The following is a 24,627-nucleotide window of genomic DNA, read 5'->3' as shown; positions in this document are numbered from 1 at the left end:
CTTCAGCGGCCACCACGGCAGCCACGGCATGGAAGGGTTTGACGGCCAGCTCGTCGCGCTGGCGCCGCGGCTGCGGCGCCATGCGCGCGGCCTCACCGGCGACGCGGCGCTCGCCGACGACCTGGTGCAGGACACGCTCGAGCGCGCGCTGCGCTACCGCTGGCGCTTCCGCCTGCGCCCCGGCGCCTGGTGGGGCGACGGCGCCGATGGCCTGCTGCCGTGGCTGCTGACCCTGATGCACCGCCTGCGCCTGAATACCGTGCGCAGGAAGGAACTGGTGGTCACCACCGATACGCTGCCCGAGGTCAGCGCCCCTGCTGACGACCCCGGCCTGCGCCGCGACCTGATTCAGGCGCTGGCCCAACTGCCGGAGGCGCAGCGCGCGGTGCTGCTGCTGGTCAGCCTGGAACAACTGACGTACGCCGAGGCCGCGCGCGTGCTCGACGTGCCGCAGGGCACGGTGATGTCGCGCCTGGCGCGGGCGCGCGAGCAGATGCGGAGGCTGCTCGACGGCGCCGCTCCAGCCCGGCCTGCCGCCGCCAGCCCCCTGCAGCGGGTGAAATGATGTCCGGCATCCACGAAGCCGATCTCCACGCCTACGCCGATGGCCAGCTGGCCGGCGCGCGCCGCGCCGCCGTGGAGGCGTACCTGGCGCAGCACCCGGAGGCGGCGGCGCAGGTCGCAGTCTGGCGCCGGCAGGCCGATGCACTGCACGGCGCGCTGGATCCCGTACTGAACGAACCCGTACCGCTCGCGGCCTTGCCGCCGGGGCTGCACGGAGATCGCCAGCGCAATGCCGCGCGAACCAGGCCGCGCTGGGCGATGGCGCTGGCGGCCACCTGCGCATCGGTGGCGCTGCTGGCCGTGGGCGGCGCTCTCGGCTGGCTGGCGCATGGCCGCCTCGGCGGCAGCACGCTGGTGCTGGCCCCCGGCGAGCGCTTTGCGCGCGAGGCGCTCGCCACGCACGCGGTCTACGCCCCGGAAATGCGCCACCCGGTGGAAGTCGCGGCGACGGACGAGGCCCACCTGATCGCATGGCTGTCCAAGCGCCTGGGCACGGCGCTGCAGGTGCCGGACCTGCGCGCGCAGGGCTTCCACCTGATCGGCGGCCGGCTGGGCGTGGCCGAAGGCGGCCCGTCGGCCATCCTGATGTATGAAGCGGACGACGGTACGCGCCTGTCGCTGCAGCTGCGGCGCATGGCACAGGGCACGCCCGATACGGGCTTCCGCGTCGAGCGCATGCCAGGCGCAGGCACCAGGCGGCCAGCCGCCGGCCGCGACCCGATGATGGCCTTCTACTGGATCGACCGCGACCTGGGCTTTGCGCTGGCGGGCCCGCTGGAACGGGCGCGGCTGCTGACGGTGGCGCAGGTGGTGTACCAGCAATACCAGGGCGGATAGCCGGGCGCGAGGTGCAGGCGGCACATTGCGTGCGTCTGACGCCTCATGACCCGCGGCATTCCGACGCAGGCACAAAAAACTGTCAGGACTGGCCCGCACTCTCCGACCAAGGCCAGAGTCCAATCCTGCAAGCGTGTGGGCGCGACCGGCGCCGGCACGGCCAGGCAACGAGGAAAACCATGCTGATCCCTTCCCCCAAATGGCTGCGCGGCGGCGATATCGCCGCTGGCGAGATCACGCCCCGTCACGTCTTCGAAGCGCGCCGCCGAGTGCTGGCGCTGGCCGCCGCCGGCGCCGCCGGCAGCACGCTGGCGCCGTGGTTTGCGCGCCAGGCCCTGGCGCAGGGGCAGCACGGCCAGAAGCTGGCCGCCACGCCCAACAACGCCTACGTCATCACCGACAAGCGCACGCCCTTCGAGGACGTCACCACCTACAACAACTTCTACGAATTCGGCACCGACAAGTCCGACCCGGCGCGCAACGCCGGCACGCTGCGCCCGCGCCCGTGGCAGGTGTCGGTGGAAGGGCTGGTGAAGAAGCCCAAGGTCTATGACCTGGACGAGCTGATGAAGCTGGCGGCAATGGAAGAGCGCGTCTACCGCCTGCGCTGCGTGGAGGGCTGGTCGATGGTGATCCCGTGGGTCGGCTACCCGCTGGCCGAGCTGATCCGGCGCGTCGAGCCGCAGCCTGGTGCCAGGTACATCCAGTTCATCACGCTGGCCGACAAGAAGCAGATGCCCGGCGTCAGCAGCGGCGTGCTCGACTGGCCGTACAGCGAGGGCCTGCGCATGGACGAGGCCATGCACCCGCTGGCGCTGCTGACCTTCGGCCTGTATGGCGAGGTCCTGCCCAACCAGAACGGCGCGCCGGTGCGCATGGTGGTGCCGTGGAAGTACGGCTTCAAGAGCGCCAAGTCGATCGTGAAGATCCGCTTTGTCGACAAGCAGCCGCCCACCAGCTGGAACCTGGCCGCGCCGCAGGAATACGGCTTCTACTCGAACGTGAATCCGGACGTGGACCATCCGCGCTGGAGCCAGGCCACCGAGCGCCGCATCGGCGAGGAGCGCGGCAGCGGCTTTGGCGCGCTGTTCGCCCCCAAGCGCAAGACCCTGCCGTTCAATGGCTACGGCCAGCAGGTGGCGTCGCTGTACCAGGGTATGGACCTGAAGAAGTTCTTCTGATGCAAGGCGAGCGCATGGCTACCTCTTCCACCAGCGCCGCCGCCGTGGCGGCGCGCAAGCCGGCCGGCCTGGCCACGCTGTCGCCGCAGCGCGTGCGCGCGCTCAAGCTTGCGCTCTGGCTGCTGGCGCTGCTGCCGTTCGTACGGCTGCTGTACCTTGGTGCCACGGAACAGTTCGGCGCCAATCCGCTTGAATTCGTGACACGCTCCACCGGCACCTGGACGCTGGTGATGCTGTGCCTGACGCTGACCATCACCCCGCTGCGCCGTCTCACCGGCTGGAACTGGCTGATCAAGCTGCGGCGCATGCTGGGCCTGTTCGCGTTCTTCTACGGCCTGCAGCACTTCCTGCTGTGGATCGGGGTGGACCGTGGGTTTGATCTCGCCTACATGATCAAGGACGTGTACAAGCGGCCCTTCATCACGGTGGGTTTCACCGCCTTCATGCTGATGATCCCGCTGGCGCTGACTTCGACCAACGGCATGGTGCGCTGGCTGGGCGGCAAGCGCTGGCAGGCGCTGCACAAGCTGGTCTATGCGATCGCCGTGCTGGCCATCCTGCACTACTGGTGGCACAAGGCGGGCAAGAACGACTTTGGCGAAGTGTCGATCTACGCGGCGGTGGTGTTCGTGCTGCTGGGGATGCGGCTGTGGTGGCGGCTGCGCAAGCCCGCGGGGGCGCGCCAGCCCGCCGTGTAGGCGGGCCGGGCTTTGGGATTTAGTCCTGCAGCAGGCGTTCGTCGCGGAACAGGTCCTCGACCAGTTCGCGCTCGCGCACCAGGTGCACCCTGGCGCCATCGACCATCACTTCGGCGGCGCGCGGGCGGGTGTTGTAGTTGGAGCTCATGGTGAAGCCGTAGGCGCCGGCCGACATCACTGCCAGCAGGTCGCCCGGCCGCACCGCCAGCGCGCGGTCGCGGCCCAGCCAGTCGCCCGATTCACACACCGGGCCGACGATGTCGTAGGTCAGCGCTTGCGCGTCGCGCAGCACCACCGGCTCGATGCGGTGGTAGGCCTCGTACATGGCCGGGCGTGCCAGGTCATTCATGGCGGCATCGACGATGCAGAAGTTCTTGGCCGCGCCGGGCTTGAGGAACTCCACCTGCGTCAGCAGCACGCCGGCGTTGCCCACCAGCGAGCGGCCCGGCTCGAACAGCACCTCGCGGTGGCCGTGGCCGCGCGCGGCCACGCGTTCCAGCAGCGTGGTGGCAAAGCCGGTGATGTCCGGCGGGGTTTCGTCGGTGTAGGTGATGCCCAGGCCGCCGCCCACGTCGATATGCTCCAGGCGGATGCCGTCGCGCTCCAGCGCCTCGACCACGTCCAGCACCTTGTCCAACGCCTCAAGGTAGGGCTCCACCTCAGTGATCTGCGAACCGATATGGCAGTCGATGCCAGTCAATTCCAGGTGCGGCAGCGCGGCCGCGGCGCGGTAGGTCGGCAGCACGTCCTCGAAGGCGATGCCGAACTTGTTGCCCTTCAGGCCGGTGGAGATATACGGGTGCGTCTTGGCATCGACGTCCGGGTTGATGCGCAGCGACACGCGCGCACGCTTGCCCACGCGGCCGGCCACTTCGTTCAGGCGGTCCAGCTCGGGGATCGACTCGACATTGAAGCAGCGCACGTCGTGTGCCAGCGCCAGTTCCATTTCTGCCGCGCTCTTGCCCACGCCGGAGAACACCACCTTGCGCGGGTCGCCGCCTGCGGCCAGCACGCGCTTGAGCTCGCCGCCCGAGACGATGTCGAAGCCGGCACCGAGCTTGGCAAACACCTGCAGCACCGCCAGGTTGGAGTTTGCCTTCATGGCGTACTGGACCTGCGCCTTGCGGCCCTGGCAGGCGGCGGCGTAGGCCTGGTAGGCAGCGGTCAGCGCCGCGCGCGAGTACACATAGGTCGGCGTGCCAAATTCAGCGGCAATGCGCGCCAGCGGCACCTGCTCGACGGCAAGCGCGCCGTCCTGGCGATGGAAAAATGCGGTCATGGTTATCGGGTGGTGGGGGCGGCAGGGGACGAGGCCGGTTGCGTGGCGGGGGCAGGGGTGGCGGGCGGGGCCGGCATGGCATCGGCGCGGCCCAGGCCCGGATCCGTCACGGTCGGCGGGGTCGGCTCGGGCGGCACTTTGGGCATGGTCAGCGGCCCGCGGATGCCGCATCCGCCCAGTAGGGGCATCGCAAGGGCGGCGGCAAACGCCGATACAATCGCAACACGACGCAGCATCGGGTCGTCCTTTAGGCTGTTGGCAAGGCGTTGGAGGCCCGACGCGCAACGGCCGGGCATCCGAAGGATTCTTAACAAAAAAGCCGTTCGCGCCACGTACGCCCGGTCCGGGCAGCGGCGGCAACGGCGGTCTCGGAGTTTAGCATGCCCCCCTTGAGCGAAAGCGAGTTCCTGGCCCTGGCCACGCAGGAGCTGGACCGCATCGAAGCCACGGTCGAGTCGGCCGCCGACGCGGCCGACACCGATATTGAGATCAGCCGCACCGGCAACGTGATGGAGCTGGAATTCGAGAACGGCACCAAGATCATCATCAACAGCCAGGCGCCCATGCAGGAACTGTGGGTGGCCGCGCGCGCCGGCGGTTTCCACTTCCGCCGCGACGGCGAGCGCTGGATCGACACCCGCAACGGCGGCGAGCTGTATACGGCGCTGTCGGGCTACGTCAGCGAGCAGGCCGGCGCGGCCCTCAGGCTGGGCTGACGCAAAGCCTGCCTCGCGGGCAAAAGAAAAGCCGGCCTCGTGGCCGGCTTTCTGCTGTCTGGCGGCCGTGATCAGGCGCCGCCGAACATCTCCAGGATCTTCTTCTTCTCGGCCTCGGAGTCGGCCGGCGCGGTGGCCGATTCCTCCGGCTTGCCCGGCCACGGATCGCCCAGGCCCACCGAAGCCACCCCGGCGCCGCCGGCGTTCTCTTCGAAGGTCCAGTCGCCGCCCACCATCAGCACGCCTTCGGGCGCAGGGCGCTCGGGCGACTCCGGCACGCCCTTGAGCGCCTTGCTCATATAGCCCACCCAGATCGGCAGGGCCAGGCCGCCACCGGTTTCGCGCACGCCCAGGCTCTTGGGCTGGTCGTAGCCCATCCAGGCGATCGCCACCAGGTTGGGCGTGTAGCCGGCGAACCAGGCATCGACCGCGTCGTTGGTGGTGCCAGTCTTGCCCGCCAGGTCGTTGCGGCCCAGGCGCTGCTTGGCGGGGTTGGCGGTACCGTAGCGCACCACGTCGCGCAGCATGGTGTCGGCGAGAAAGGCGGTGCGTGCGTCAAGCACGCGCACGGCGTCGGTGCCGGCGCGCTGCGGCTGGGTTTCGGAGATCACGTTGCCGCGCGCGTCCACCACCTTCTGGATCAGGTACGGGTTGACGCGGTAGCCGCCGTTGGCGAACACCGAGTACGCGCCCGCCATCTGCAGCGGCGTCACGGCGCCCGAGCCCAGCGCCATCGGCAGGTAGGCCGGGTGCTTGTCGGCCTCGAAGCCAAAGCGCGTAATGTAGTCCTGCGCGTACTGCGTGCCGATCGCGCGCAGGATCCGCACCGAGACCAGGTTCTTGGACTTGGCCAGCGCGCGGCGCATGGTCATCGGGCCCTCGAAGCGGCCGTCATAGTTCTTCGGTTCCCACACCTGGCCGCCGGTATCGGGGCCGATCGTCAGCGGTGCGTCGTTGATCACCGTGGCCGGCGAGAAGCCCTTTTCCAGCGCGGCCGAGTAGATGAACGGCTTGAAGCTGGAACCCGGCTGGCGCCAGGCCTGGGTCACGTGGTTGAACTTGTTGCGGTTGAAGTCGAAGCCGCCCACCATCGAACGGATTTCGCCGTCCTGCGGGTTGATCGACACGAACGCCGCGGCCACTTCCGGCAGCTGGGTCACCGACCAGTCGCGTTTCTCGTCCTGGGTCACGCGGATGACCGCGCCGGGGCGCATCTTCATCTTGGGTTGCGCGTTGGACGACAGCGACGGCGAGATAAAGCGCAGCGCCGGGCCTTCGATGGTTGCCACTTCGCCGGACAGCAGCGTCGCCTTCACCTGCTTGGCCGACACGCTGGTGACCACGGCGGAGCGCAGGTCGCCGCTGCCGGGGTGCTCGACCAGCGCATCGTCGATGGCCTGCTCGCGCTCGGCCGGGTCGGAAGGCAGGTCGATAAAGGCCTCGGGGCCGCGGTACCCGTGCTTGCGCTCGTAGTTCATGATGCCGCTGCGCACCGACTCATAGGCGGCATCCTGATCCGGCTTGGTCAGCGTGGTGTAGACCGTCAGGCCGCGCGTGTAGGTTTCTTCGCGGTACTGCGCGTACATCAGCTGGCGCACGATCTCGGCGACGTACTCGGCGTGGGTGGAGAACTCGTTGCCCTCGGTGCGCACCTTCAGCTCCGAGCGTACGGCCTCGTCGTACTGCTCGGGCGTGATGTAGCGCAGGTCGCGCATGCGCTGCAGGATGTACTCCTGGCGCACCTTGGCGCGGCGCGGGTTGACCACCGGGTTGTACGCCGACGGCGCCTTGGGCAGGCCGGCCAGCATGGCGGCCTCGGCCGGCGTCACGTCGCGCACCGACTTGCCGAAATACACGCGCGCGGCGCTGTCGAAGCCGTAGGCGCGCTGCCCCAGGTAGATCTGGTTCATGTACAGCTCGAGGATCTGGTCCTTGTTCAGGTTGGCCTCGATCTTGTACGCCAGCAGCATCTCGTAGATCTTGCGGGTGTAGGTCTTCTCGCTGGACAGGAAGAAGTTGCGCGCCACCTGCATGGTGATGGTGGAGGCGCCCTGCGACAGCCCGCCGCGCAGGTTGGCCAGCCCGGCGCGCAACACGCCGACGAAGTCGACGCCGCCGTGCTCGTAGAAGCGGTCGTCCTCGATCGCCAGGACCGCCTTTTTCATCACGTCCGGAATCTCGGCGATGGGCACGAAGTTGCGCCGCTCCTCGCCGAATTCGCCGATCAGCACATTGTCCGCGGTATAGATGCGAAGTGGGATCTTGGGCCGGTAGTCGGTGATGGTGTCCAGCGAAGGCAGGTTGGGCGCGGCCACCAGCAGCGCGTAGCCGAGCAGCAGCGCAATCATGACGGCACCGGCGACAACCAGTCCGACCGCCCAGAACATGAGTCGCGTCCAGATCGGACGGCGGGCAGGGTGGGACGGCTTCTGTTGTGCTGTGGCCATAAGGGAAATACCTAGTCAGGGGTGCCCGGGATTATATCTTCCGGCATCGGCCCGTCCGGGCGTACAGTGGCGCGGGCGCCGCTATCGCGCTGTTACAAGATGTAATGCGGCGAATGCCGGCATGCACGGCGATGTTGCCTGCTGCTAAAGGAGTACAGGCGGGGGCACAAGCGTGCACGGAATGGAACCCGACGACCGTGGGGTTTTGGCAACGGATTGGCGAGGGGTTTCTCAAAAAGAACTCGGCGCCAGTTCGGCACATTGCCACCGATGCTGGATTTTGTGAGAATCGACCAACATAAAAGAGCAAACGTTTCATTCAAGAAACAAGGCTCGCCCGATTAGAGCGTTCAAGCCAGGGGCGAGTTCAAAAGTCAGGGGGTCACCTTGCGTCGGGGCATTTTGTCGGGGCTTCTACGCCGGACTACGGTCGGTGTAGATATCGGGTCGTCCAGTGTCAAGGTAGTCGAGCTGTCCGTAGGGGGCAGCAGGCAAGACTATCGGCTGGAAAAATGCGCCAGCGAACTGCTGGACCGCAACGCCGTTGCCGATGGCAACGTCATCAATATCGAGGCCGTCGGGATCGCGCTTAAACGCGCGCTGGGCAAGGCCGGCATCCGTTCGAAGGACGTGGTGCTGGGCGTGCCATCCATGCTGACGGAGTCACAGACGGTCAGCCTGCCGGACAACCTGTCCGAAGACGAGCTGTATTCCCAGGTCGAATCCGAGGCGCACCGGCTTTATCCGCCGTCGCAGGCGGTCAACTTCGACTTCGCCGTGATCGGCCCCAGCGAGACTGAGGGCGGCATCGGCGTGCGCGTCACGGCGGCCAACAGCGACCGCGTGCAGGAGCGCGTGACCGCGGCCGAGATGGCCGGGCTCAAGCCCCAGGTCATGGATGTCGAGGAATACGCGGTGCAGCGCTCGATCGTGCAGATGCTGGGCGTGCCGCACGAGATGCCCGAGGCCGATGCGCGCGCGCTGCCGGTGGTGGCGGTGATCCACCTGGGCGGCAGCCGTTCCAAGGCGATCTTCTACCAGGGCTGGAAAGAACTCTACGAGCAGCCGCTGAACAGCTACGGCGACCAGCTCACGCAGAGTGCGGCGCGCATGTTCACCCTCGACGCGCTCAAGGCCGAGATCAAGAAGCGCAAGAACACGCTGCCTGAAGCCTGGCGCGCGCAGTTGCTCAAGCCGTCGCTGGATGCACTGGCGATGGAAGTGCAGTCCGCGGTCGGCAACTTCATCGCCAGTTCCAGCCTGGGCCGGGTCGACGAGATCCTGCTCTCGGGCGGGCATGCGTCGCTGCTCGGCGTGCAATCGGCGATCCAGCACCAGACCAAGATCACCACCACGCTGGCGAACCCGTTCGCCAACATGGCGACCAACGCCAAGGTCAACGAGCGCTACCTGCAGCGCGACTTGCCGGCGTACATCGTCAGTGCCGGCCTGGCCCTGCGCGGCCTGCAATAACGCACCGGAGGCATCAGATGTCTACGAACACACTGCCTTCGGTCAACCTGCTGCCTTACCACGAAGCCCGCAAGGCAGCACGCCGCAAGAAGGTCTATACGATGCTGGGTGGCGCCGCAGTGGCCGGCGCTGCCGTGGTGCTGCTGGGCGGCTTCTATATCGACGGGCGCATCGCTTCGGTGGTCGCGCTCAACCAGGTATTGAGCACTGAGAACGCCAAGCTGGACGGGCAGATCCGCGAGGTCAACAGCCTGAAGAAGGACATCGACGCGCTGCTGCAGCGCCAGAAGGCGGTCGAAAGCCTGCAGACCGAGCGCAACCGCCCGGTGCAGCTGCTTGAGGAACTGGTGCGGCAGGTGCCAGAGGGCGTCTACCTGACCAGCCTGAAGCAGACCGGCGAGGCCTTCACCATCGCGGGCGTGGCGCAGTCCAACGAGCGCATTTCCGAGCTGCTGCGCAACCTGAGCGGGGTGGCCTGGCTGGACAAGGCCGAGCTGGTCGAATCCAAGGCCGTCACCATGACCAACAACCTGCGCGAGCAGCGCCGGTTGTTCGACTTCTCGATGCGCTTCACGTACCGCGCGCCGGAAGCGGCGGCCGACGGCAAGAAGGCCGTGCCGGGCGCCTCCGCACCCGCAGCCGCCCCAGTTCCCGCACCCGCAGCCGGAAAGGCCTGACCATGGCGCTCAATACTGAAATCAACCTGGCCGACCTGACCGGCCAGTTCCGCGGGCTCAACCTGAACGAACCGGAGACGTGGCCGGCCGCGCCGCGCGTGCTGTTCGCGGTGCTGGCCGCGGCCGTGGTGCTGCTGCTGGGCTGGCAGTTCTACTGGAGCGCCAAGTTCGACGAACTCGACCGCCAGCGCCAGGAGCAGGAAAGCCTGAAGCAGGCGTACCAGTCCAAGGTGGCGCAGGTGGCCAACCTGGACGCGCTGCGCGAGCAGAAGAAGCAGGTGGAGCAGCGCGTGGCGCTGCTGGAGCGGCAGCTGCCCAACAAGGCCGAGATGGATGCACTGCTGGCCGACGTCAACCATGCCGGTGTCGCACGCGGGCTGCAGTTCGAGCTGTTCAAGCCGCAGGGGGCGGTGATCAAGCCCTACTTCGCCGAGATCCCGGTGAACCTGCGCGTGACCGGACGCTACCACGAGGTGGCGCAGTTCAATGCCGACGTGGCGGCACTGTCGCGGATCGTGTCGATGCAGAACCTGCAGCTGGCCAATACCAAGGAAGGCGGGATGTCGATGGAGGCGGTGGCGATGGCCTACCGCGCGCTCGACCCGGACGAGCAGGCCGCGCAGCGCAAGGCCGCGGCAGCCGCTGCCGCAGCCAAGGCAGGAGGTGCCAAATGAGCCGCACCGCCCGTACCCGCAGCCTCGCCTGGACCACGGCGCCACGCACGTTCGCGGCGGCGGCGCTGGCCGTCGGCCTGCTGGGCGCCTGCGGCGCCAGCGATGAAGACGCGCTGCGCCAGTGGATGGATGCTACCCGCAGCGCGCGCGCCAAGCCACCCGAGCCGCTGCCCGACGCCCGGCCCTATGTGCCGCGCGAGTACGCCGCAGCCAAGGCGCCCGAACCGTTCGCGCAGGCCAAGATCGGCGAGCTGAACAAGACGCTGGCGGATTCGCCCGAAGCCGGGCGGCGCCGCGAGCCGCTGGAGGACTACCCGCTCGAGAACTTCAAGATGCTCGGGATGATGAAGAAGCAGGGGGAAACCTTCGGCATCGTGCGGGTTGATAACAAGATCCACCATATCAAGGTGGGTCAGTATCTCGGCCAGAGCTATGGCCGGGTGGTCCGCATCACCGATCAGGAGATCGTGCTGCGCGAATTGGTCCGGGAGGGGGTATCAGAGTGGAAAGAGAAAATGACCAGCCTGAAGCTGGAGGTGGCGGCATGACCCTCACGCGCTGGTACCGTGCGCTTGCGGGCGCCGCAAAGACAACGATGGCGCTGGCGCTGTTGCTGGTGATTGCCGCGCCGGCCGCACTGGCACAAAGCAACCGGATCAAGGCGGTTGACGTCAGCATGGTCGGGGAGCAGACCGTGTTCACGATCGAGCTCGAACGGCCGCTGGCGCAGAAGCCGGCGGACTTCACCACGCAGAACCCGGCACGGCTCGCGATCGATTTCTTCGATACCGGCTTTGCCAACCGGCGCGCGCAGTACGACTACGGCGGCAAGCTGGTCAAGTCCGCCAACGTGGTGCAGATCGGCGACCGTACCCGCGTGATCCTTGACCTCACGCGCAATGCCACCTATCGCACCGACCAGCGCGGCAACTACTTCGTGGTGGCGCTGGATAACGTGACGCCGGCGCTCAAGAACGCTGCGCCCACGTTTGCGCCGGCTGCGACGGCGACGCCTGCAGCCGCGGCGGCGCGGCCGTCGGTGCGCAATGTCGACTTCCGCCGTGGTGCCGATGGCGCCGGGCGCGTGGTGGTGGACCTGTCCTCGCGCGATTCGGGCATCAATATCGCGCAGCAGGGCAAGAACGTAGTGGTCGATTTCCTCGGCACCACGCTGCCTGACAACCTGCGGCGGCGCTTCGACGTCAGCGACTTCGGCACGCCGGTGCAGGGCATGCACGCCTCGGACACCAACGGCAACGCGCGCCTGACCATCGAGCCGCGCGGCAACTGGGAATACAGCTCGTACCAGACCGACACCCAGTTTGTGGTCGAGGTGCGCCCGGTCAAGGAAGACCCGACCAAGCTGATCAGCGGACCGGGCTACCGCGGCGAGCGCCTGTCGCTGAACTTCCAGAACATCGACATCCGATCGCTGCTGCAGGTGTTCGCGGACTTTACCAACCTGAACATCATTACCAGCGAAAGCGTGCAGGGCAACATCACGTTGCGCCTGAAGGACGTGCCGTGGGACCAGGCGCTGCAGATCGTGATGGATGCCAAGGGGCTGGCCTCGCGCCGCAACGGCAATGTGCTGTGGGTGGCGCCCAAGGCGGAGCTGCAGACCAAGGAGAAGCTGGAGCTCGAGTCGCAGCAGCAGATCAATGACCTGGAGCCGATCCGCAGCCAGGTGTTCCAGCTCAACTACCAGCGTGCCGAAGACGTGCGCAAGATGCTGCTGGGCATGGGGGCGGGCGGCGGTGCCGTGGCCGCGGTCAGTACCGCCGGGGCGGCGGGCGCCAGCGCGCGCATGCTGTCCAAACGCGGTTCGCTGACGGCAGATGCGCGCACCAACCAGCTCTTCGTCTCGGATATCGCCAGCAAGCTGGAAGAGGTGCAGAACTTCATCGGCAAGATCGACATCCCGGTGCGCCAGGTGATCATCGAGGCGCGCATCGTCGAGGCCACCGATACCTTCAGCCGCAACCTGGGCGTGAAGCTGGGCTTTGCCGGGCAGTACAACAACGCCAAGGTCGGCAACACTTACAACAACGTGCTGCCGGGCTCCACCTCGGACAACGGCCCGTTCCTGAGCCTGCCGGCCGGCGCCATCAACGGCACCAACCCGGCCAATATCGCGGTCAGCCTGTTCAACAGCGCCGCCACGCGTTTCCTGGCGCTGGAGCTGTCGGCACTGGAAGCGGACGGCAAGGGCAAGATCATCTCCAGCCCGCGCGTGGTCACGGCCAACAACATCAAGGCGTTGATCGAGCAGGGCACCGAGCTGCCGTACCAGGCCGCCACTTCCAGCGGCGCCACCTCGGTGCAGTTCCGCAAGGCCAACCTGAAGCTGGAGGTGACCCCGCAGATCACGCCGGAAGGCAATGTGCTGTTGGACGTTGACGTGAACAAGGACAGCGTGGGCATCCAGACCACCTCGGGCTTTGCCATCGACACCAAGCACGTGCAGACCCAGGTGCTGGTGGAGAACGGCGGCACGGTGGTGATCGGCGGCATCTACACCCAGACCGAGTCGACCGACGTGGACAAGGTGCCGCTGTTGGGCGACATCCCGGTGCTCGGCTACCTGTTCAAGAACAACGCCAAGGTGCGCAACCGCACCGAGCTGCTGGTGTTCCTGACCCCGCGCATCCTGAACGAGAGCGTGTCGCTCAGGTAGGGACATGGCGTCCGGAGGCGCCGGATACAGTAGACTGGCAGGCCGCATCGAGGGATGCGGCCTTTTTTTGCGCGCCGCGGGGGGCCCGGAGACGGCCCCGGGACGGGCCAGCCATGTGGGCCATGCCGCATCCGCCACTTGCCGGCCGCGCCACAACATAAGAAGATGATGCAGTTCCCAACCGGGGAGGACGGCCCGCATGCCGCGCTCCCGAACGACAGTCCAGTGACAGCCTCAGCGACAGGCCCGGCGGCACAGCGCCAGGCCCAGGATCGGCGCGATGCCGATCGATCCGACTCCGAGCGACCGGAATCCGATCGACCCAACCTCTTTTTCGTCGGCCTGATGGGCGCCGGCAAGACCACCGTGGGCCGCACGGTGGCGCGGCGCCTGCACTATCCGTTCTTCGATTCCGACCATGAGCTTGAGGCGCACTGCGGCGTGCGCATCCCGGTGATCTTCGAGGTCGAGGGCGAAGCCGGCTTCCGCGACCGCGAGGCCGCGATGATCCGCGAACTGGCCGCGCGCCAGGGCATCGTGCTGGCCACCGGCGGCGGCGCCGTGCTGCGCGCCGAGAACCGCGAGGTGCTGAAGTCCCGCGGCACGGTGGTGTACCTGCGCGCCAGCCCGCACGACCTGTGGCTGCGCACCCGCCACGACCGCAACCGGCCGCTGCTGCAGACCGAGGATCCCAAGGGCAAGCTCGAGGCGCTCTATGCCGAGCGCGACCCGCTCTACCGCGAGGTCGCCGACTTCATCATCGAAACCGGCAAGCCCTCGGTGGCGCAGCTTGCTAATATGGTGTTGATGCAACTTGAAATGGCCGGTTTCCCGATCGATCCCCCGCAGCCGGCCTCCGCGCCGCCGGAAGAGTCGGAGCCGCCGGCGCAGGACCCCAATCCATGATTACGCTTGAAGTCGACCTGGGCGAGCGCAGCTACCCCATCCATATCGGTACCGGCCTGCTGGACAACGCCGAACTGCTGCGCCCGCATGTGCGCGGGCAGCACGCCGTCATCGTCACCAACGAAACCGTCGGCCCGCTCTATGCGGCGCGCGTCGAGGCCGCGCTGGCCGCGCTCGGCAAGACCGTGCGCACCGTCACGCTGCCCGACGGCGAAGCCTTCAAGCACTGGGAGACGCTGAACCGGATCTTCGACGCGCTGCTGCAGGCCGGCGCCGACCGCAAGACCACGCTGGTCGCGCTGGGCGGCGGCGTGGTGGGCGACATGACCGGGTTTGCCGCCGCCTGCTACATGCGCGGCGTGCCCTTTATCCAGATGCCGACCACGCTGCTGGCGCAGGTGGATTCGTCGGTGGGCGGCAAGACCGGCATCAACCACCCGCTGGGCAAGAACATGATCGGCGCGTTCCACCAGCCCAACGCGGTGATCGCCGACATTGACACGCTGCGCACGCTGCCCCCGCGCGAGCTGGCCGCCGGCATGGCCGAGGTCATCAAGCACGGCGCCATCGCCGATGCCGAGTACTTCGGCTGGATCGAGCGCAACATCAAGCCGCTGAATGCCTGCGACCCGGACCTGATGGCGCTCGCCGTGCAGCGCTCCTGCGAGATCAAGGCCGGCGTGGTGGCCCAGGACGAGCGCGAGGGCGGCCTGCGCGCCATCCTCAATTTCGGCCACACCTTCGGCCATGCGATCGAGGCCGGCATGGGCTACGGCGCCTGGCTGCACGGCGAGGCCGTCGGCTGCGGCATGGTGATGGCCGCCGACCTGTCGCACCGGCTGGGCTTTATCGACACCGAGACGCGCGCCCGCATCCGCGAGCTGACGCAGGCCGCCAACCTGCCCGTGGTGGCGCCGGAACTCGGTGCCGACCGCTATATCGAACTGATGAAGGTCGACAAGAAGGCCGAAGCGGGCAGCATCAAGTTCATCCTGCTGAAGAGGCTCGGCGAGGCGTTCATCACCACCGTGCCGGATGCTGACCTGCGCGCCACGCTCGCGCACGCCGTGCTCAAACCTCCCACCGAGGCCCCGGTCGCCTGACCGATCGGTTATGCCTCGCCACCCCGCCCCAGCCACCGGACGCGCCGCATGACCGACTTTGAAAGCCATCTCGCCCCTTACGCCGCCCGCTCTGCGCAGACGCGCGGGCGGGTGCATGCCGAACCCGCATCGCTGTCGCGCAGCGAATTCCAGCGCGACCGCGACCGGGTCATCCACAGCACGGCGTTCCGGCGGCTCGAGTACAAGACCCAGGTCTTCGTCAACCATGAAGGGGACCTGTTCCGCACCCGGCTGACCCACAGCCTGGAAGTGGCGCAGATCGCCCGCTCGATCGCGCGCAACCTGCGCCTCAATGAAGACCTGGTCGAGGCGATCTCGCTGGCACACGACCTGGGGCACACCCCCTTCGGCCACGCCGGGCAGGATGCGCTCAATACCTGCATGAAGAACCACGGCGGCTTCGAGCACAACCTGCAGAGCCTGCTGGTGGTGGACGAGCTGGAAGAGCGCTACGGCGGCTTCAACGGGCTGAACCTGACCTTCGAGACGCGCGAGGGCATCCTCAAGCATTGCTCGCGGGTCAATGCCTCGGCACTGGGCGAGCTGGGCCGGCGCTTCCTGGAGGGCACGCAGCCGTCGCTGGAGGCGCAGCTGGCCAACCTGGCCGACGAGATCGCCTACAACAACCACGATATCGACGACGGCCTGCGCTCGGGGCTGCTGACGCTGGAGCAGCTGGACGAGGTGCCGATGTGGGCCCGCCACCGCGCCGAGGTGGCCGCTGTCTTCCCCGGCGTCAACGGGCGGCGCGCCATCAACGAGACGGTCCGGCGCATGATCAATACGCTGATCGTCGACCTGATCGAGACCACCAGCCGCAATATCGCCGCGGCCAACCCGCGCAATATCGACGCGGTGCGCGCCGCCGGCCCGCTGGTCGGCTTCAGCCCGCAGATGCATGAAGAAGCGGCCGAACTCAAGCGCTTCCTGTTCCGGCACCTGTACCGGCACTACCTGGTGATGCGCATGTCGGCCAAGGCGCAGCGCATTGTCGGCGACCTGTTCCAGGCCTTCATGTCCGACCCGCGCCTGCTGCCGCCGCAGTACCAGGCCAGCCATGGGGGCGACCAGTCGCGGCTGATTGCCCACTACATCGCGGGCATGACCGACCGCTACGCGATCCGCGAGCACCGCCGCATCTTCGCGGTCAGCGAAGGCAACTGACGGCGCGTTCGGGCTGGCCCTCCGATCGGCGCGCCAGCCTGCCGCATAAATGGGGACGGATCAGGCTATCATGCGGGCATCAATGCTCGCATGACCTGTCATGGCACGCCTTCCCCGCTTTTCCCCCGCCGGTCTGCCCGCCCTGGTGTTGCAGCGCGGCAACAACCGCCAGCACGTGTTCCTGGGGCCGGACGACTACCTGCACTACCTCGACTGCCTGCGCATGGCCGCGCGCGAGCATGACCTTGCCATCCACGCCTACACGCTGCGGCCCAACCATGTGCACCTGGTGGCCACGCCCAAGCGGACAGACTCGCTGAGCCTGACCATGCAGGCGGTGGGGCGGCGCTATGCGCGCTACTTCAACCGGGTGGCCAGCCGCACCGGCACGCTGTGGGAAGGGCGCTTCCGTTCCGCGGTGTTCGACCCCGCCCGGTGGATGCTGCCGGCGATGCTCTATGTCGAGGGCAACGCTTTGCGCGCGGGCGAGGTGAGCACCCCCGAGGCCGATCGCTGGAGCAGTTACCAGCATCACGCCGGCATCGAGGCCAGCCCGTTTGTGAGCGACCACTCCGCGTACTGGGAGCTGGGCAATACGCCGTTCGAGCGGCAGTCGAACTACCGGATGCTGACCGCCGAGGGACTGTCGGGCAAGACCCTGGAGACACTGCGCGGCCATGCCCATAGCGGCTGGCCACTTGGCGACGAAGCGTTCCTGGCCCAATTGGAGCGGCACGCAACGCGGCGCGTGCAACCGTTGCCGAAAGGACGCCCCAAAAAGGTGCAAACAACATCGATAGATGTGCCAGGATCGCCGCATAATTAATATGTCCCTATTTAAATGGATCACAGAAACGGTGCGTAACTTAATGTTATCTGACCCCATTTAAAAATTTTGCGAGGCGAACGCGATTCCCATATAGTTGCTCCACCCACAGTCATTGTGCGGCGCGTCACGCTCGTGTACGCCGCTGCGGCCCGCTGAGAGCTTCGTCCCCATTTTCCGTCCCGCCGGTTTCCGGTTTGGGTGGAGGAATAAAGAAAACGAGAAAGCGCGCGGTCCCCGTTCCGGTACGCCCAGCCAGTTCGCGCAGCCTTCACCGGAATTCAGCCCGTGGACCAAACGAAAAATCTTTCGGCCCAAGCTCAGGCACAAGCGCAGACCAGCGAGTCTTCCCACGCCATTGACCTGCGCCCGCAAGCGCAGGGCATGTACGACCCCAGCAACGAGCATGACGCCTGCGGCGTCGGCATGGTCGCGCACATCAAGGGCAAGAAGTCCCACGAGATCATCTCGCAGGGCCTGAAGATCCTGGAGAATCTGGACCACCGGGGTGCGGTCGGCGCTGATGCGCTGATGGGCGACGGTGCCGGTATCCTGATCCAGATCCCGGACCAGTTCTACCGCGAGGAAATGGCCGCGCAGGGCGTGAGCCTGCCGCCCGCCGGCGAATACGGCGTGGGCATGATCTTCCTGCCGAAGGAACACGCCTCGCGCCTGGCCTGCGAGCAGGAACTGGAGCGCACGGTCCGCCTGGAAGGCCAGGTCGTGCTGGGCTGGCGCGACGTGCCGGTCGACGCCAAGATGCCGATGTCGCCGACGGTGCGCACCACCGAGCCGGTGATCCGCCAGATCTTCATCGGGCGCGGCCGCGACATCATGACCACGGACGCGCTGGAACGTAAGCTCTACGTCATCCGCAAGACCGCCAGCCACGCCATCCAGGCGCTCAAGCTCAAGCACGGCAAGGAATACTTCGTGCCGTCGATGTCGGCCCGCACCGTGGTGTACAAGGGCCTGCTGCTGGCCACCCAGGTCGGCGAGTACTACCTGGACCTGCTGGACCAGCGCGCCGTGTCGGCCCTGGCCCTGGTGCACCAGCGCTTCTCGACCAACACCTTCCCGGCCTGGGAGCTGGCCCACCCGTACCGCATGGTCGCCCACAACGGCGAAATCAACACGGTCAAGGGCAACGTCAACTGGATCAACGCACGCACCGGCGCGATCTCGTCGCCGGTGCTGGGCGACGACCTGCCCAAGCTGTGGCCGCTGATCTACCCGGGCCAGTCCGACACCGCATCGTTCGACAACTGCCTCGAACTGCTGACGATGGCCGGCTACCCGCTCGTCCACGCGATGATGATGATGATCCCGGAAGCCTGGGAACAGCACACGCTGATGGACGACAACCGCCGCGCTTTCTACGAGTACCACGCCGCCATGATGGAGCCGTGGGACGGCCCGGCTGCGATCTGCTTCACCGATGGCCGCCAGATCGGCGCCACGCTGGACCGCAACGGCCTGCGCCCGGCACGTTTCTACGTGACCGAGGACGACGTCGTGGTGCTGGCTTCGGAAGCCGGCGTGCTGCCGTTCCCCGAGTCGCGCGTCGTGCAGAAGTGGCGCCTGCAGCCGGGCAAGATGTTCCTGATCGACATGGAGCAGGGCCGCATCATCGACGACAAGGAACTCAAGGACAACCTGGCCAACGCCAAGCCGTACAAGAGCTGGATCGACGCCGTGCGCATCAAGCTCGACGAGCTCGACGCCAAGCCGGAAGACGTTGCCGCCGAGAAGAAGCCGGTGGCCAAGCTGCTGGACCGCCAGCAGGCCTTCGGCTACACCCAGGAAGACGTCAAGTTCCTGATGGCGCCGATGGCGCTGGCAGGCGAGGAAGCCACCGGCTCGATGGGCAATGACAGCCCGCTGGCGGTGCTGTCGTCCAAGAACAAGACGCTGTACCACTACTTCAAGCAGCTGTTCGCCCAGGTGACCAACCCGCCGATCGACCCGATCCGCGAGAACATGGTGATGTCGCTGGTGTCGTTCATCGGCCCGAAGCCGAACCTGCTCGAGCTGAACAACATCAACCCGCCGATGCGCCTCGAAGTGTCCCAGCCGGTGCTGGACTTCAAGGACATCGCCAAGATCCGCAACATCGAGCACTACACCGGTGGCAAGTTCCGTTCGTACGAGCTGAACATCTGCTACCCGAAGGCCTGGGGCAAGGAAGGCATCGAAGCGCGCCTGGCCTCGCTGTGCGCCGAGGCCGTGGATGCGGTGCGTTCGGGCTTCAACATCCTGATCGTGTCGGACCGCCGCGTGGATGCCGAGCATGTCGCGATTCCCGCGCTGCTGGCCACGTCCGCCATCCACCACCACCTGGTGGAGAAGGGTCTGCGCACGTCCACCGGCCTGGTGGTCGAAACCGGCACCGCCCGTGAAGTGCACCACTTCGCGCTGCTGGCCGGCTATGGCGCCGAAGCCGTGCATCCGTACCTGGCGATGGAAACGCTGGCCGAAATGGCCCAGGGCCTGTCCGGTGACCTGTCGCCCGAGAAGGCCGTCAAGAACTTCGTCAAGGCGATCGGCAAGGGCCTGTTCAAGGTGATGTCCAAGATGGGCATCTCCACGTACATGTCGTACACCGGCGCGCAGATCTTCGAAGCCATCGGCCTGTCGCGCGAACTGGTGCAGAAGTACTTCCACGGCACCCCGTCGAACGTCGAGGGCATCGGCATCTTCGAAGTGGCCGAGGAAGCCCTGCGCCTGCACCGCGACGCCTTTGGCGACAACCCGGTGCTGGAAAGCATGCTGGACGCCGGCGGCGAATACGCCTTCCGCATCCGCGGCGAAGAGCATATGTGGACCCCGGACTCGGTCGCCAAGCTGCAGCACTCGGTGCGCGCTGACGACGGCAAGGGCGCCTACCAGACGTACAAGGAATACGCCAACATCATCAACGACCAGAGCAAGCGCCACATGACGCTGCGCGGTCTGTTCGAGTTCAAGGTCGATCCGGCCAAGGCGATTCCGCTGGAAGAAGTGGAATCGGCCAAGGACATCGTCAAGCGCTTCGCCACCGGTGCGATGTCGCTCGGCTCGATCTCGACCGAAGCCCACACCACGCTGGCGCTGGCGATGAACCGCATCGGCGGCAAGTCCAACACCGGCGAAGGCGGCGAGGACGAGAAGCGCTACCGCAACGAGCTGCGCGGCATCCCCATCAAGCAGGGCGATACCCTCAAGGGCCTGCTGGGCGACAACGTGATCGAACGCGACCTGGTGCTGCAGGAGGGCGATTCGCTGCGCTCCAAGATCAAGCAGGTGGCGTCGGGCCGTTTCGGCGTGACCGCCGAGTACCTGGCTTCGGCCGACCAGATCCAGATCAAGATGGCGCAGGGCGCCAAGCCCGGCGAAGGCGGCCAGCTGCCCGGCCACAAGGTCTCGGACTACATCGGAAAGCTGCGTTACTCGGTGCCGGGCGTGGGCCTGATCTCGCCGCCCCCGCACCATGACATCTATTCGATCGAGGATCTGGCACAGCTGATCCACGACCTGAAGAACGTCAACCCGGTGTCGGACATCTCGGTCAAGCTGGTGTCCGAAGTGGGTGTCGGCACGGTGGCCGCGGGCGTGGCCAAGGCCAAGGCCGACCACGTCGTGATCGCCGGCCATGATGGCGGCACCGGCGCTTCGCCGTGGTCGTCGATCAAGCATGCCGGCACGCCGTGGGAGCTGGGCCTGGCCGAAACGCAGCAGACCCTGCTGCTCAACGGCCTGCGCAACCGCATCCGCGTGCAGGCCGACGGCCAGATGAAGACCGGCCGCGATGTCGTCATCGGCGCGCTGCTGGGCGCCGATGAATTCGGCTTCGCCACCGCGCCGCTGGTGGCCGAGGGCTGCATCATGATGCGCAAGTGCCACCTGAACACCTGCCCGGTGGGGGTGGCCACGCAGGATCCGCAGCTGCGCAAGAAGTTCCAGGGCAAGCCGGAGCACGTGGTCAACTTCTTCTTCTTCGTTGCGGAAGAAGCCCGCGAGATCATGGCCCAGCTGGGCATCCGCAAGTTCGACGAGCTGATCGGCCGCGCCGACCTGCTCGACACCAAGCCCGGCATCGAGCACTGGAAGGCGCGCGGCCTGGACTTCGGCCGCATCTTCCACCAGGTTTCGCTGGGCGCGGCAGTGCCGCTGTTCCACACCGACGTGCAGGACCACGGCCTGTCGGCCGAGGCCGGCAAGGCGCTGGACCACGTGCTGATCGCCAAGGCCCGTCCGGCAATCGAGAAGGGCGAGCGGGTCTCGTTCATCCAGCCGGTGAAGAACGTTAACCGTACCGTCGGCGCGATGCTGTCGGGCGTGGTGGCGCGCCAGCATGGCCACGAAGGCCTGCCTGACGACACCATCCACATCCAGCTGCAAGGCACCGCCGGCCAGTCGTTCGGCGCGTTCCTGGCGCATGGCATCACGCTGGACCTGGTGGGCGACGGCAACGACTACGTCGGCAAGGGCCTGTCGGGCGGCCGCGTGATCGTGCGCGCCCCGCACGAGTTCCGCGGCGACCCGACCCGCAACATCATCGTCGGCAACACCGTGCTGTACGGTGCCATCGCCGGTGAAGCGTTCTTCAACGGCGTGGCCGGCGAACGCTTCGCGGTGCGCAACTCCGGCGCGGTTGCCGTGGTGGAAGGCACCGGCGACCACGGTTGCGAGTACATGACCGGCGGCACGGTGGTGGTGCTGGGCGGCACCGGCCGCAACTTCGCGGCCGGCATGTCGGGCGGCGTGGCCTACGTCTATGACGAGGACGGTCTGTTCGACAAGCGCTGCAACACCTCGATGGTGGCGCTGGAGGCCGTGCTGGCCGCCGCCGACCAGGAGAAGGGCCAGGGCCCGGCTTCGTGGCACAAGGTCGACGGCAAGCGCGTGCTGGATGAAGTCATCCTGCGCAACCTGATCGAGCAGCATTTCCGCTACACCGGTTCCGAGCGCGCCAAGGCGCTGCTGGCTGACTGGACCACGGCACGCCGCAAGTTCGTCAAGGTCTTCCCGACCGAGTACAAGCGCGCGCTGGGCGAGATGTACGCCAAGGAACAAGCCGCCCGCGACAGCGACCGCGAAGCCATCGCGGCCTGAGCGAGCGCAACGCAACGACGCAGAGGGGCCGCGGCAGCCGCCGCGGCCCTGACAAGATTCTGACCCCACCGCAGGGCCGGCGACGCCGCCGGTCCCGCGCAGCATGACCAAGGACGCAACATGGGTAAGGCGACTGGCTTTCTCGAATTTCCGCGCCAGAACGAAGGCTACGAAGCGGTAGTCAAGCGCGTGAAGCACTACAAGGAATTCGTGTTCGCGCTGTCCGACAGCGAAGCGAAGCTCCAGGGTGCGCGCTGCATGGACTGCGGCATCCCGTTCTGCAACAACGGCTGCCCGGTCAACAACATCATTCCCGACTTCAACGACCTGGTGTACCGCCAGGACTGGAAGTCGGCGATCGAGGTGCTGCACCAGACCAACAACTTCCCCGAGTTCACCGGCCGCATCTGCCCCGCACCGTGCGAGGCCGCCTGCACGCTGGGCATCAATGAACTGCCGGTGGGCATCAAGTCGATCGAGCACGCCATCATCGACAAGGCCTGGGAAGAGGGCTGGGTCAAGCCGCAGCTGCCGCGCCACAAGACCGGCAAGACCGTGGCCGTGGTCGGCTCCGGCCCCGCCGGCATGGCTGTCGCGCAGCAGCTGGCACGCGCCGGCCATGACGTGACCGTGTTCGAGAAGAACGACCGCATCGGTGGCCTGCTGCGCTACGGCATCCCCGACTTCAAGATGGAGAAGACGCTGATCGACCGCCGCATCGAGCAGATGCAGGCCGAAGGCGTGACCTTCCGCGCCGGCGTGATGGTGACCGACGGCGAACTGCCGGCCGGCATCAAGAACTACGCCCGTGAAACCATCTCGGCCCAGGCCCTGATGGACCAGTTTGACGCCGTGGTGCTGGCGGGCGGCTCGGAAGTGCCGCGCGACCTGCCGGTGCCGGGCCGCGACCTGGCCGGCATCCACTTCGCGCTGGAATTCCTGATCCCGCAGAACAAGGAAGTGGCCGGCGACGGCGAAAACGAGATCCGCGCCGAAGGCAAGAACGTGATCGTGATCGGCGGTGGCGATACCGGCTCCGACTGCGTGGGTACGTCCAACCGCCATGGCGCCACCTCGGTGACGCAGTTTGAACTGCTGCCGCAGCCGCCGGAAGAAGAGGACAAGCCGCTGGTGTGGCCGTACTGGCCGATCAAGCTGCGCACTTCGTCGTCGCACGATGAAGGCTGCGAGCGCGACTGGTCGGTCGCGACCAAGGAATTCATCGGCGAGAACGGCAAGGTCACGGCTCTGAAGGCTTGCCGCGTCGAATGGAAGGACGGCCGCATGCAGGAAGTCGAAGGCAGCGAGTTCATCCTGCCGGCCGACCTGGTGCTGCTGGCGATGGGCTTCACCAACCCGGTGGGTTCGATGCTGGAAGCGTTTGGCGTGGATACCGATGCGCGCAAGAATGCCAAGGCCTCGACCGAGGGCGAGCGTGCATACCACACCAACGTGCCCAAGGTGTTCGCCGCCGGCGATGTGCGCCGTGGCCAGTCGCTGGTGGTGTGGGCGATCCGCGAAGGCCGCCAGGCTGCGCGTTCGGTCGATGCCTTCCTGATGGGCCACACCGAACTGCCGCGCTGATTCACCCCGGCAAGAACAAAAAGCCCGCCTGGCGCAAGCCGGCGGGCTTTTTGTCGTCCTGGCGCCAATGTGCTGATGGAGCGCTCAGTCGGCCAGCGTGCGCTCCATCAGCATCGCACTGGCGCCGTAGCTGGCCAGCTTGGCCGCATGGGCGGCGGCCGTGTGCGCTGCCACCGGGGCGTACCCGAGCCTGCGCCACCACGGCGCGGCCGACTGCACCGCGATCAGCCGCGAACGCCGCAGCCCCGCCGCGCGTGCGGCCGCCTGTGCCGCCGCGTACAGGCGCGGCGCCAGGCCGGCGCCGCGTCCGGCGGGCGCCACGGCCATGTCGTGCACGAACCAGGTGAGGGCGTCCGGCCCGGCGCCATGGCGCCAGCCATCGTCGAGCACGCCGTCCAGCGGCGGTAGGGTGGCTTCGGGCCAGGCGTGGGTAAAGAGGTAGGCGGCGAGCGCGCCGGGATGTCCGGGAACGTCCGCGACCCAGCAGGTGGCGGGGGACAGCGCCAGCCGGCTTGCCAGCGCGGCCTGGCTCTCCAGCAGTACCTCGGTATAGCAGCTGGCTTGCACCGCCAGCACGGCCGGCAGGTCGGCGGTGACCATGGGCCGCAGGGTGTAAATCGTCATCGGCCGATTATAGCCGGCGAGGTCCGTGCGTCCTGGCCGCCATGGCGCGTTTGGCAAGGCCTGGCGGGGCCTTCAGGGTTCT

Annotated in this window: 20 protein-coding genes; 16 read left to right on the top strand and 4 right to left on the bottom strand. The window is 67.1% G+C overall.

Annotated elements, in window-relative coordinates:
* Window positions 1-28 precede the first annotated feature (28 nt).
* From ACW4E8_RS23500 to msrQ, 4 genes are all read left to right on the top strand, one after another.
* Window positions 29-565, top strand: a complete 537-nt coding sequence (locus ACW4E8_RS23500; RefSeq protein WP_456806739.1) for an RNA polymerase sigma factor — start codon at window positions 29-31, stop codon at window positions 563-565.
* Entirely contained in the window at window positions 562-1,401 is an 840-nt protein-coding gene (locus tag ACW4E8_RS23495) for an anti-sigma factor family protein (RefSeq protein ID WP_456806738.1), read from the top strand. Before ACW4E8_RS23500 ends, ACW4E8_RS23495 begins: the two co-directional genes overlap by 4 nt.
* A 179-nt stretch (window positions 1,402-1,580) precedes the next feature.
* Complete coding sequence (gene msrP, locus ACW4E8_RS23490; protein ID WP_456806737.1) at window positions 1,581-2,582, top strand: protein-methionine-sulfoxide reductase catalytic subunit MsrP; 1,002 nt, start codon at window positions 1,581-1,583, stop codon at window positions 2,580-2,582.
* Complete coding sequence (msrQ, locus tag ACW4E8_RS23485) at window positions 2,582-3,280, top strand: protein-methionine-sulfoxide reductase heme-binding subunit MsrQ (RefSeq protein ID WP_456806736.1); 699 nt, start codon at window positions 2,582-2,584, stop codon at window positions 3,278-3,280. Before msrP ends, msrQ begins: the two co-directional genes overlap by 1 nt.
* 19 nt (window positions 3,281-3,299) lie before the next feature.
* Here msrQ and lysA read toward each other — a convergent pair whose 3' ends face one another.
* Both lysA and ACW4E8_RS23475 read right to left on the bottom strand, forming a co-directional pair.
* Complete coding sequence (gene lysA, locus ACW4E8_RS23480; RefSeq protein ID WP_456806735.1) at window positions 3,300-4,559, bottom strand: diaminopimelate decarboxylase; 1,260 nt, start codon at window positions 4,557-4,559, stop codon at window positions 3,300-3,302.
* Between the two features lie 2 nt (window positions 4,560-4,561).
* Window positions 4,562-4,795: a hypothetical protein gene (locus ACW4E8_RS23475; RefSeq protein WP_316151727.1), complete on the bottom strand. Its 234-nt coding sequence runs from the start codon at window positions 4,793-4,795 to the stop codon at window positions 4,562-4,564.
* 144 nt (window positions 4,796-4,939) lie between these two features.
* Between ACW4E8_RS23475 and cyaY the strand changes: the two genes are divergently transcribed.
* Window positions 4,940-5,275, top strand: coding sequence for an iron donor protein CyaY (cyaY, locus tag ACW4E8_RS23470; protein WP_456806734.1), 336 nt, complete (start codon window positions 4,940-4,942; stop codon window positions 5,273-5,275).
* 71 nt (window positions 5,276-5,346) lie between these two features.
* On the opposite strand, the gene ACW4E8_RS23465 is transcribed toward cyaY, so the two are convergent.
* The gene (locus ACW4E8_RS23465) at window positions 5,347-7,722 is read right to left on the bottom strand and encodes a penicillin-binding protein 1A (RefSeq protein WP_456806733.1); all 2,376 of its coding nucleotides are present in this window, start codon (window positions 7,720-7,722) and stop codon (window positions 5,347-5,349) included.
* Between the two features lie 402 nt (window positions 7,723-8,124).
* On the opposite strand from ACW4E8_RS23465, the gene pilM reads away from it, so the two are divergent.
* The 11 genes from pilM (at window position 8,125) to ACW4E8_RS23410 (ending at window position 23,921) form a co-directional block, all read left to right on the top strand.
* On the top strand, window positions 8,125-9,195 hold the full coding sequence (pilM, locus tag ACW4E8_RS23460) for a type IV pilus assembly protein PilM (protein ID WP_035820419.1): 1,071 nt from the start codon (window positions 8,125-8,127) through the stop codon (window positions 9,193-9,195).
* 17 nt (window positions 9,196-9,212) lie between these two features.
* Window positions 9,213-9,872: a PilN domain-containing protein gene (locus tag ACW4E8_RS23455; RefSeq protein WP_456806732.1), complete on the top strand. Its 660-nt coding sequence runs from the start codon at window positions 9,213-9,215 to the stop codon at window positions 9,870-9,872.
* 2 nt (window positions 9,873-9,874) lie between these two features.
* Window positions 9,875-10,546, top strand: coding sequence for a type 4a pilus biogenesis protein PilO (locus tag ACW4E8_RS23450; RefSeq protein ID WP_456806731.1), 672 nt, complete (start codon window positions 9,875-9,877; stop codon window positions 10,544-10,546).
* On the top strand, window positions 10,543-11,094 hold the full coding sequence (locus ACW4E8_RS23445; protein WP_456806730.1) for a pilus assembly protein PilP: 552 nt from the start codon (window positions 10,543-10,545) through the stop codon (window positions 11,092-11,094). Before ACW4E8_RS23450 ends, ACW4E8_RS23445 begins: the two co-directional genes overlap by 4 nt.
* Window positions 11,091-13,223: a type IV pilus secretin PilQ gene (pilQ, locus tag ACW4E8_RS23440; protein WP_456806729.1), complete on the top strand. Its 2,133-nt coding sequence runs from the start codon at window positions 11,091-11,093 to the stop codon at window positions 13,221-13,223. The genes ACW4E8_RS23445 and pilQ overlap by 4 nt, the downstream gene beginning before the upstream one ends.
* Window positions 13,224-13,568: 345 nt before the next feature.
* Window positions 13,569-14,129 carry a shikimate kinase gene (locus tag ACW4E8_RS23435; protein WP_456806767.1) on the top strand — a complete coding sequence of 187 codons (561 nt, stop codon included), beginning with the start codon at window positions 13,569-13,571 and terminating at the stop codon, window positions 14,127-14,129.
* Window positions 14,126-15,232: a 3-dehydroquinate synthase gene (gene aroB / locus ACW4E8_RS23430; protein WP_456806728.1), complete on the top strand. Its 1,107-nt coding sequence runs from the start codon at window positions 14,126-14,128 to the stop codon at window positions 15,230-15,232. The genes ACW4E8_RS23435 and aroB overlap by 4 nt, the downstream gene beginning before the upstream one ends.
* A gap of 48 nt (window positions 15,233-15,280) precedes the next feature.
* Complete coding sequence (locus ACW4E8_RS23425) at window positions 15,281-16,417, top strand: deoxyguanosinetriphosphate triphosphohydrolase (RefSeq protein ID WP_018313931.1); 1,137 nt, start codon at window positions 15,281-15,283, stop codon at window positions 16,415-16,417.
* A 100-nt stretch (window positions 16,418-16,517) separates the two neighbouring features.
* Window positions 16,518-17,243 (top strand): transposase, encoded by a 726-nt coding sequence (locus ACW4E8_RS23420; RefSeq protein ID WP_456806727.1) that lies wholly within the window; start codon window positions 16,518-16,520, stop codon window positions 17,241-17,243.
* 288 nt (window positions 17,244-17,531) lie between these two features.
* The gene (locus ACW4E8_RS23415) at window positions 17,532-22,337 is read left to right on the top strand and encodes a glutamate synthase-related protein (protein WP_456806726.1); all 4,806 of its coding nucleotides are present in this window, start codon (window positions 17,532-17,534) and stop codon (window positions 22,335-22,337) included.
* 120 nt (window positions 22,338-22,457) lie between these two features.
* Window positions 22,458-23,921 (top strand): glutamate synthase subunit beta, encoded by a 1,464-nt coding sequence (locus ACW4E8_RS23410; RefSeq protein ID WP_035820399.1) that lies wholly within the window; start codon window positions 22,458-22,460, stop codon window positions 23,919-23,921.
* 84 nt (window positions 23,922-24,005) lie between these two features.
* Here the strand turns inward: ACW4E8_RS23410 and ACW4E8_RS23405 are convergent, their stop codons facing one another.
* Window positions 24,006-24,545 carry a GNAT family N-acetyltransferase gene (locus tag ACW4E8_RS23405; RefSeq protein WP_456806725.1) on the bottom strand — a complete coding sequence of 180 codons (540 nt, stop codon included), beginning with the start codon at window positions 24,543-24,545 and terminating at the stop codon, window positions 24,006-24,008.
* Between the last annotated feature and the right edge of the window lie 82 nt (window positions 24,546-24,627).

This window comes from Cupriavidus sp. CP313, from assembly GCF_054072015.1.
The sequence above is the reverse complement of the archived record's forward strand: the minus strand, read 5'-3'. Positions and strand labels throughout refer to the sequence as shown.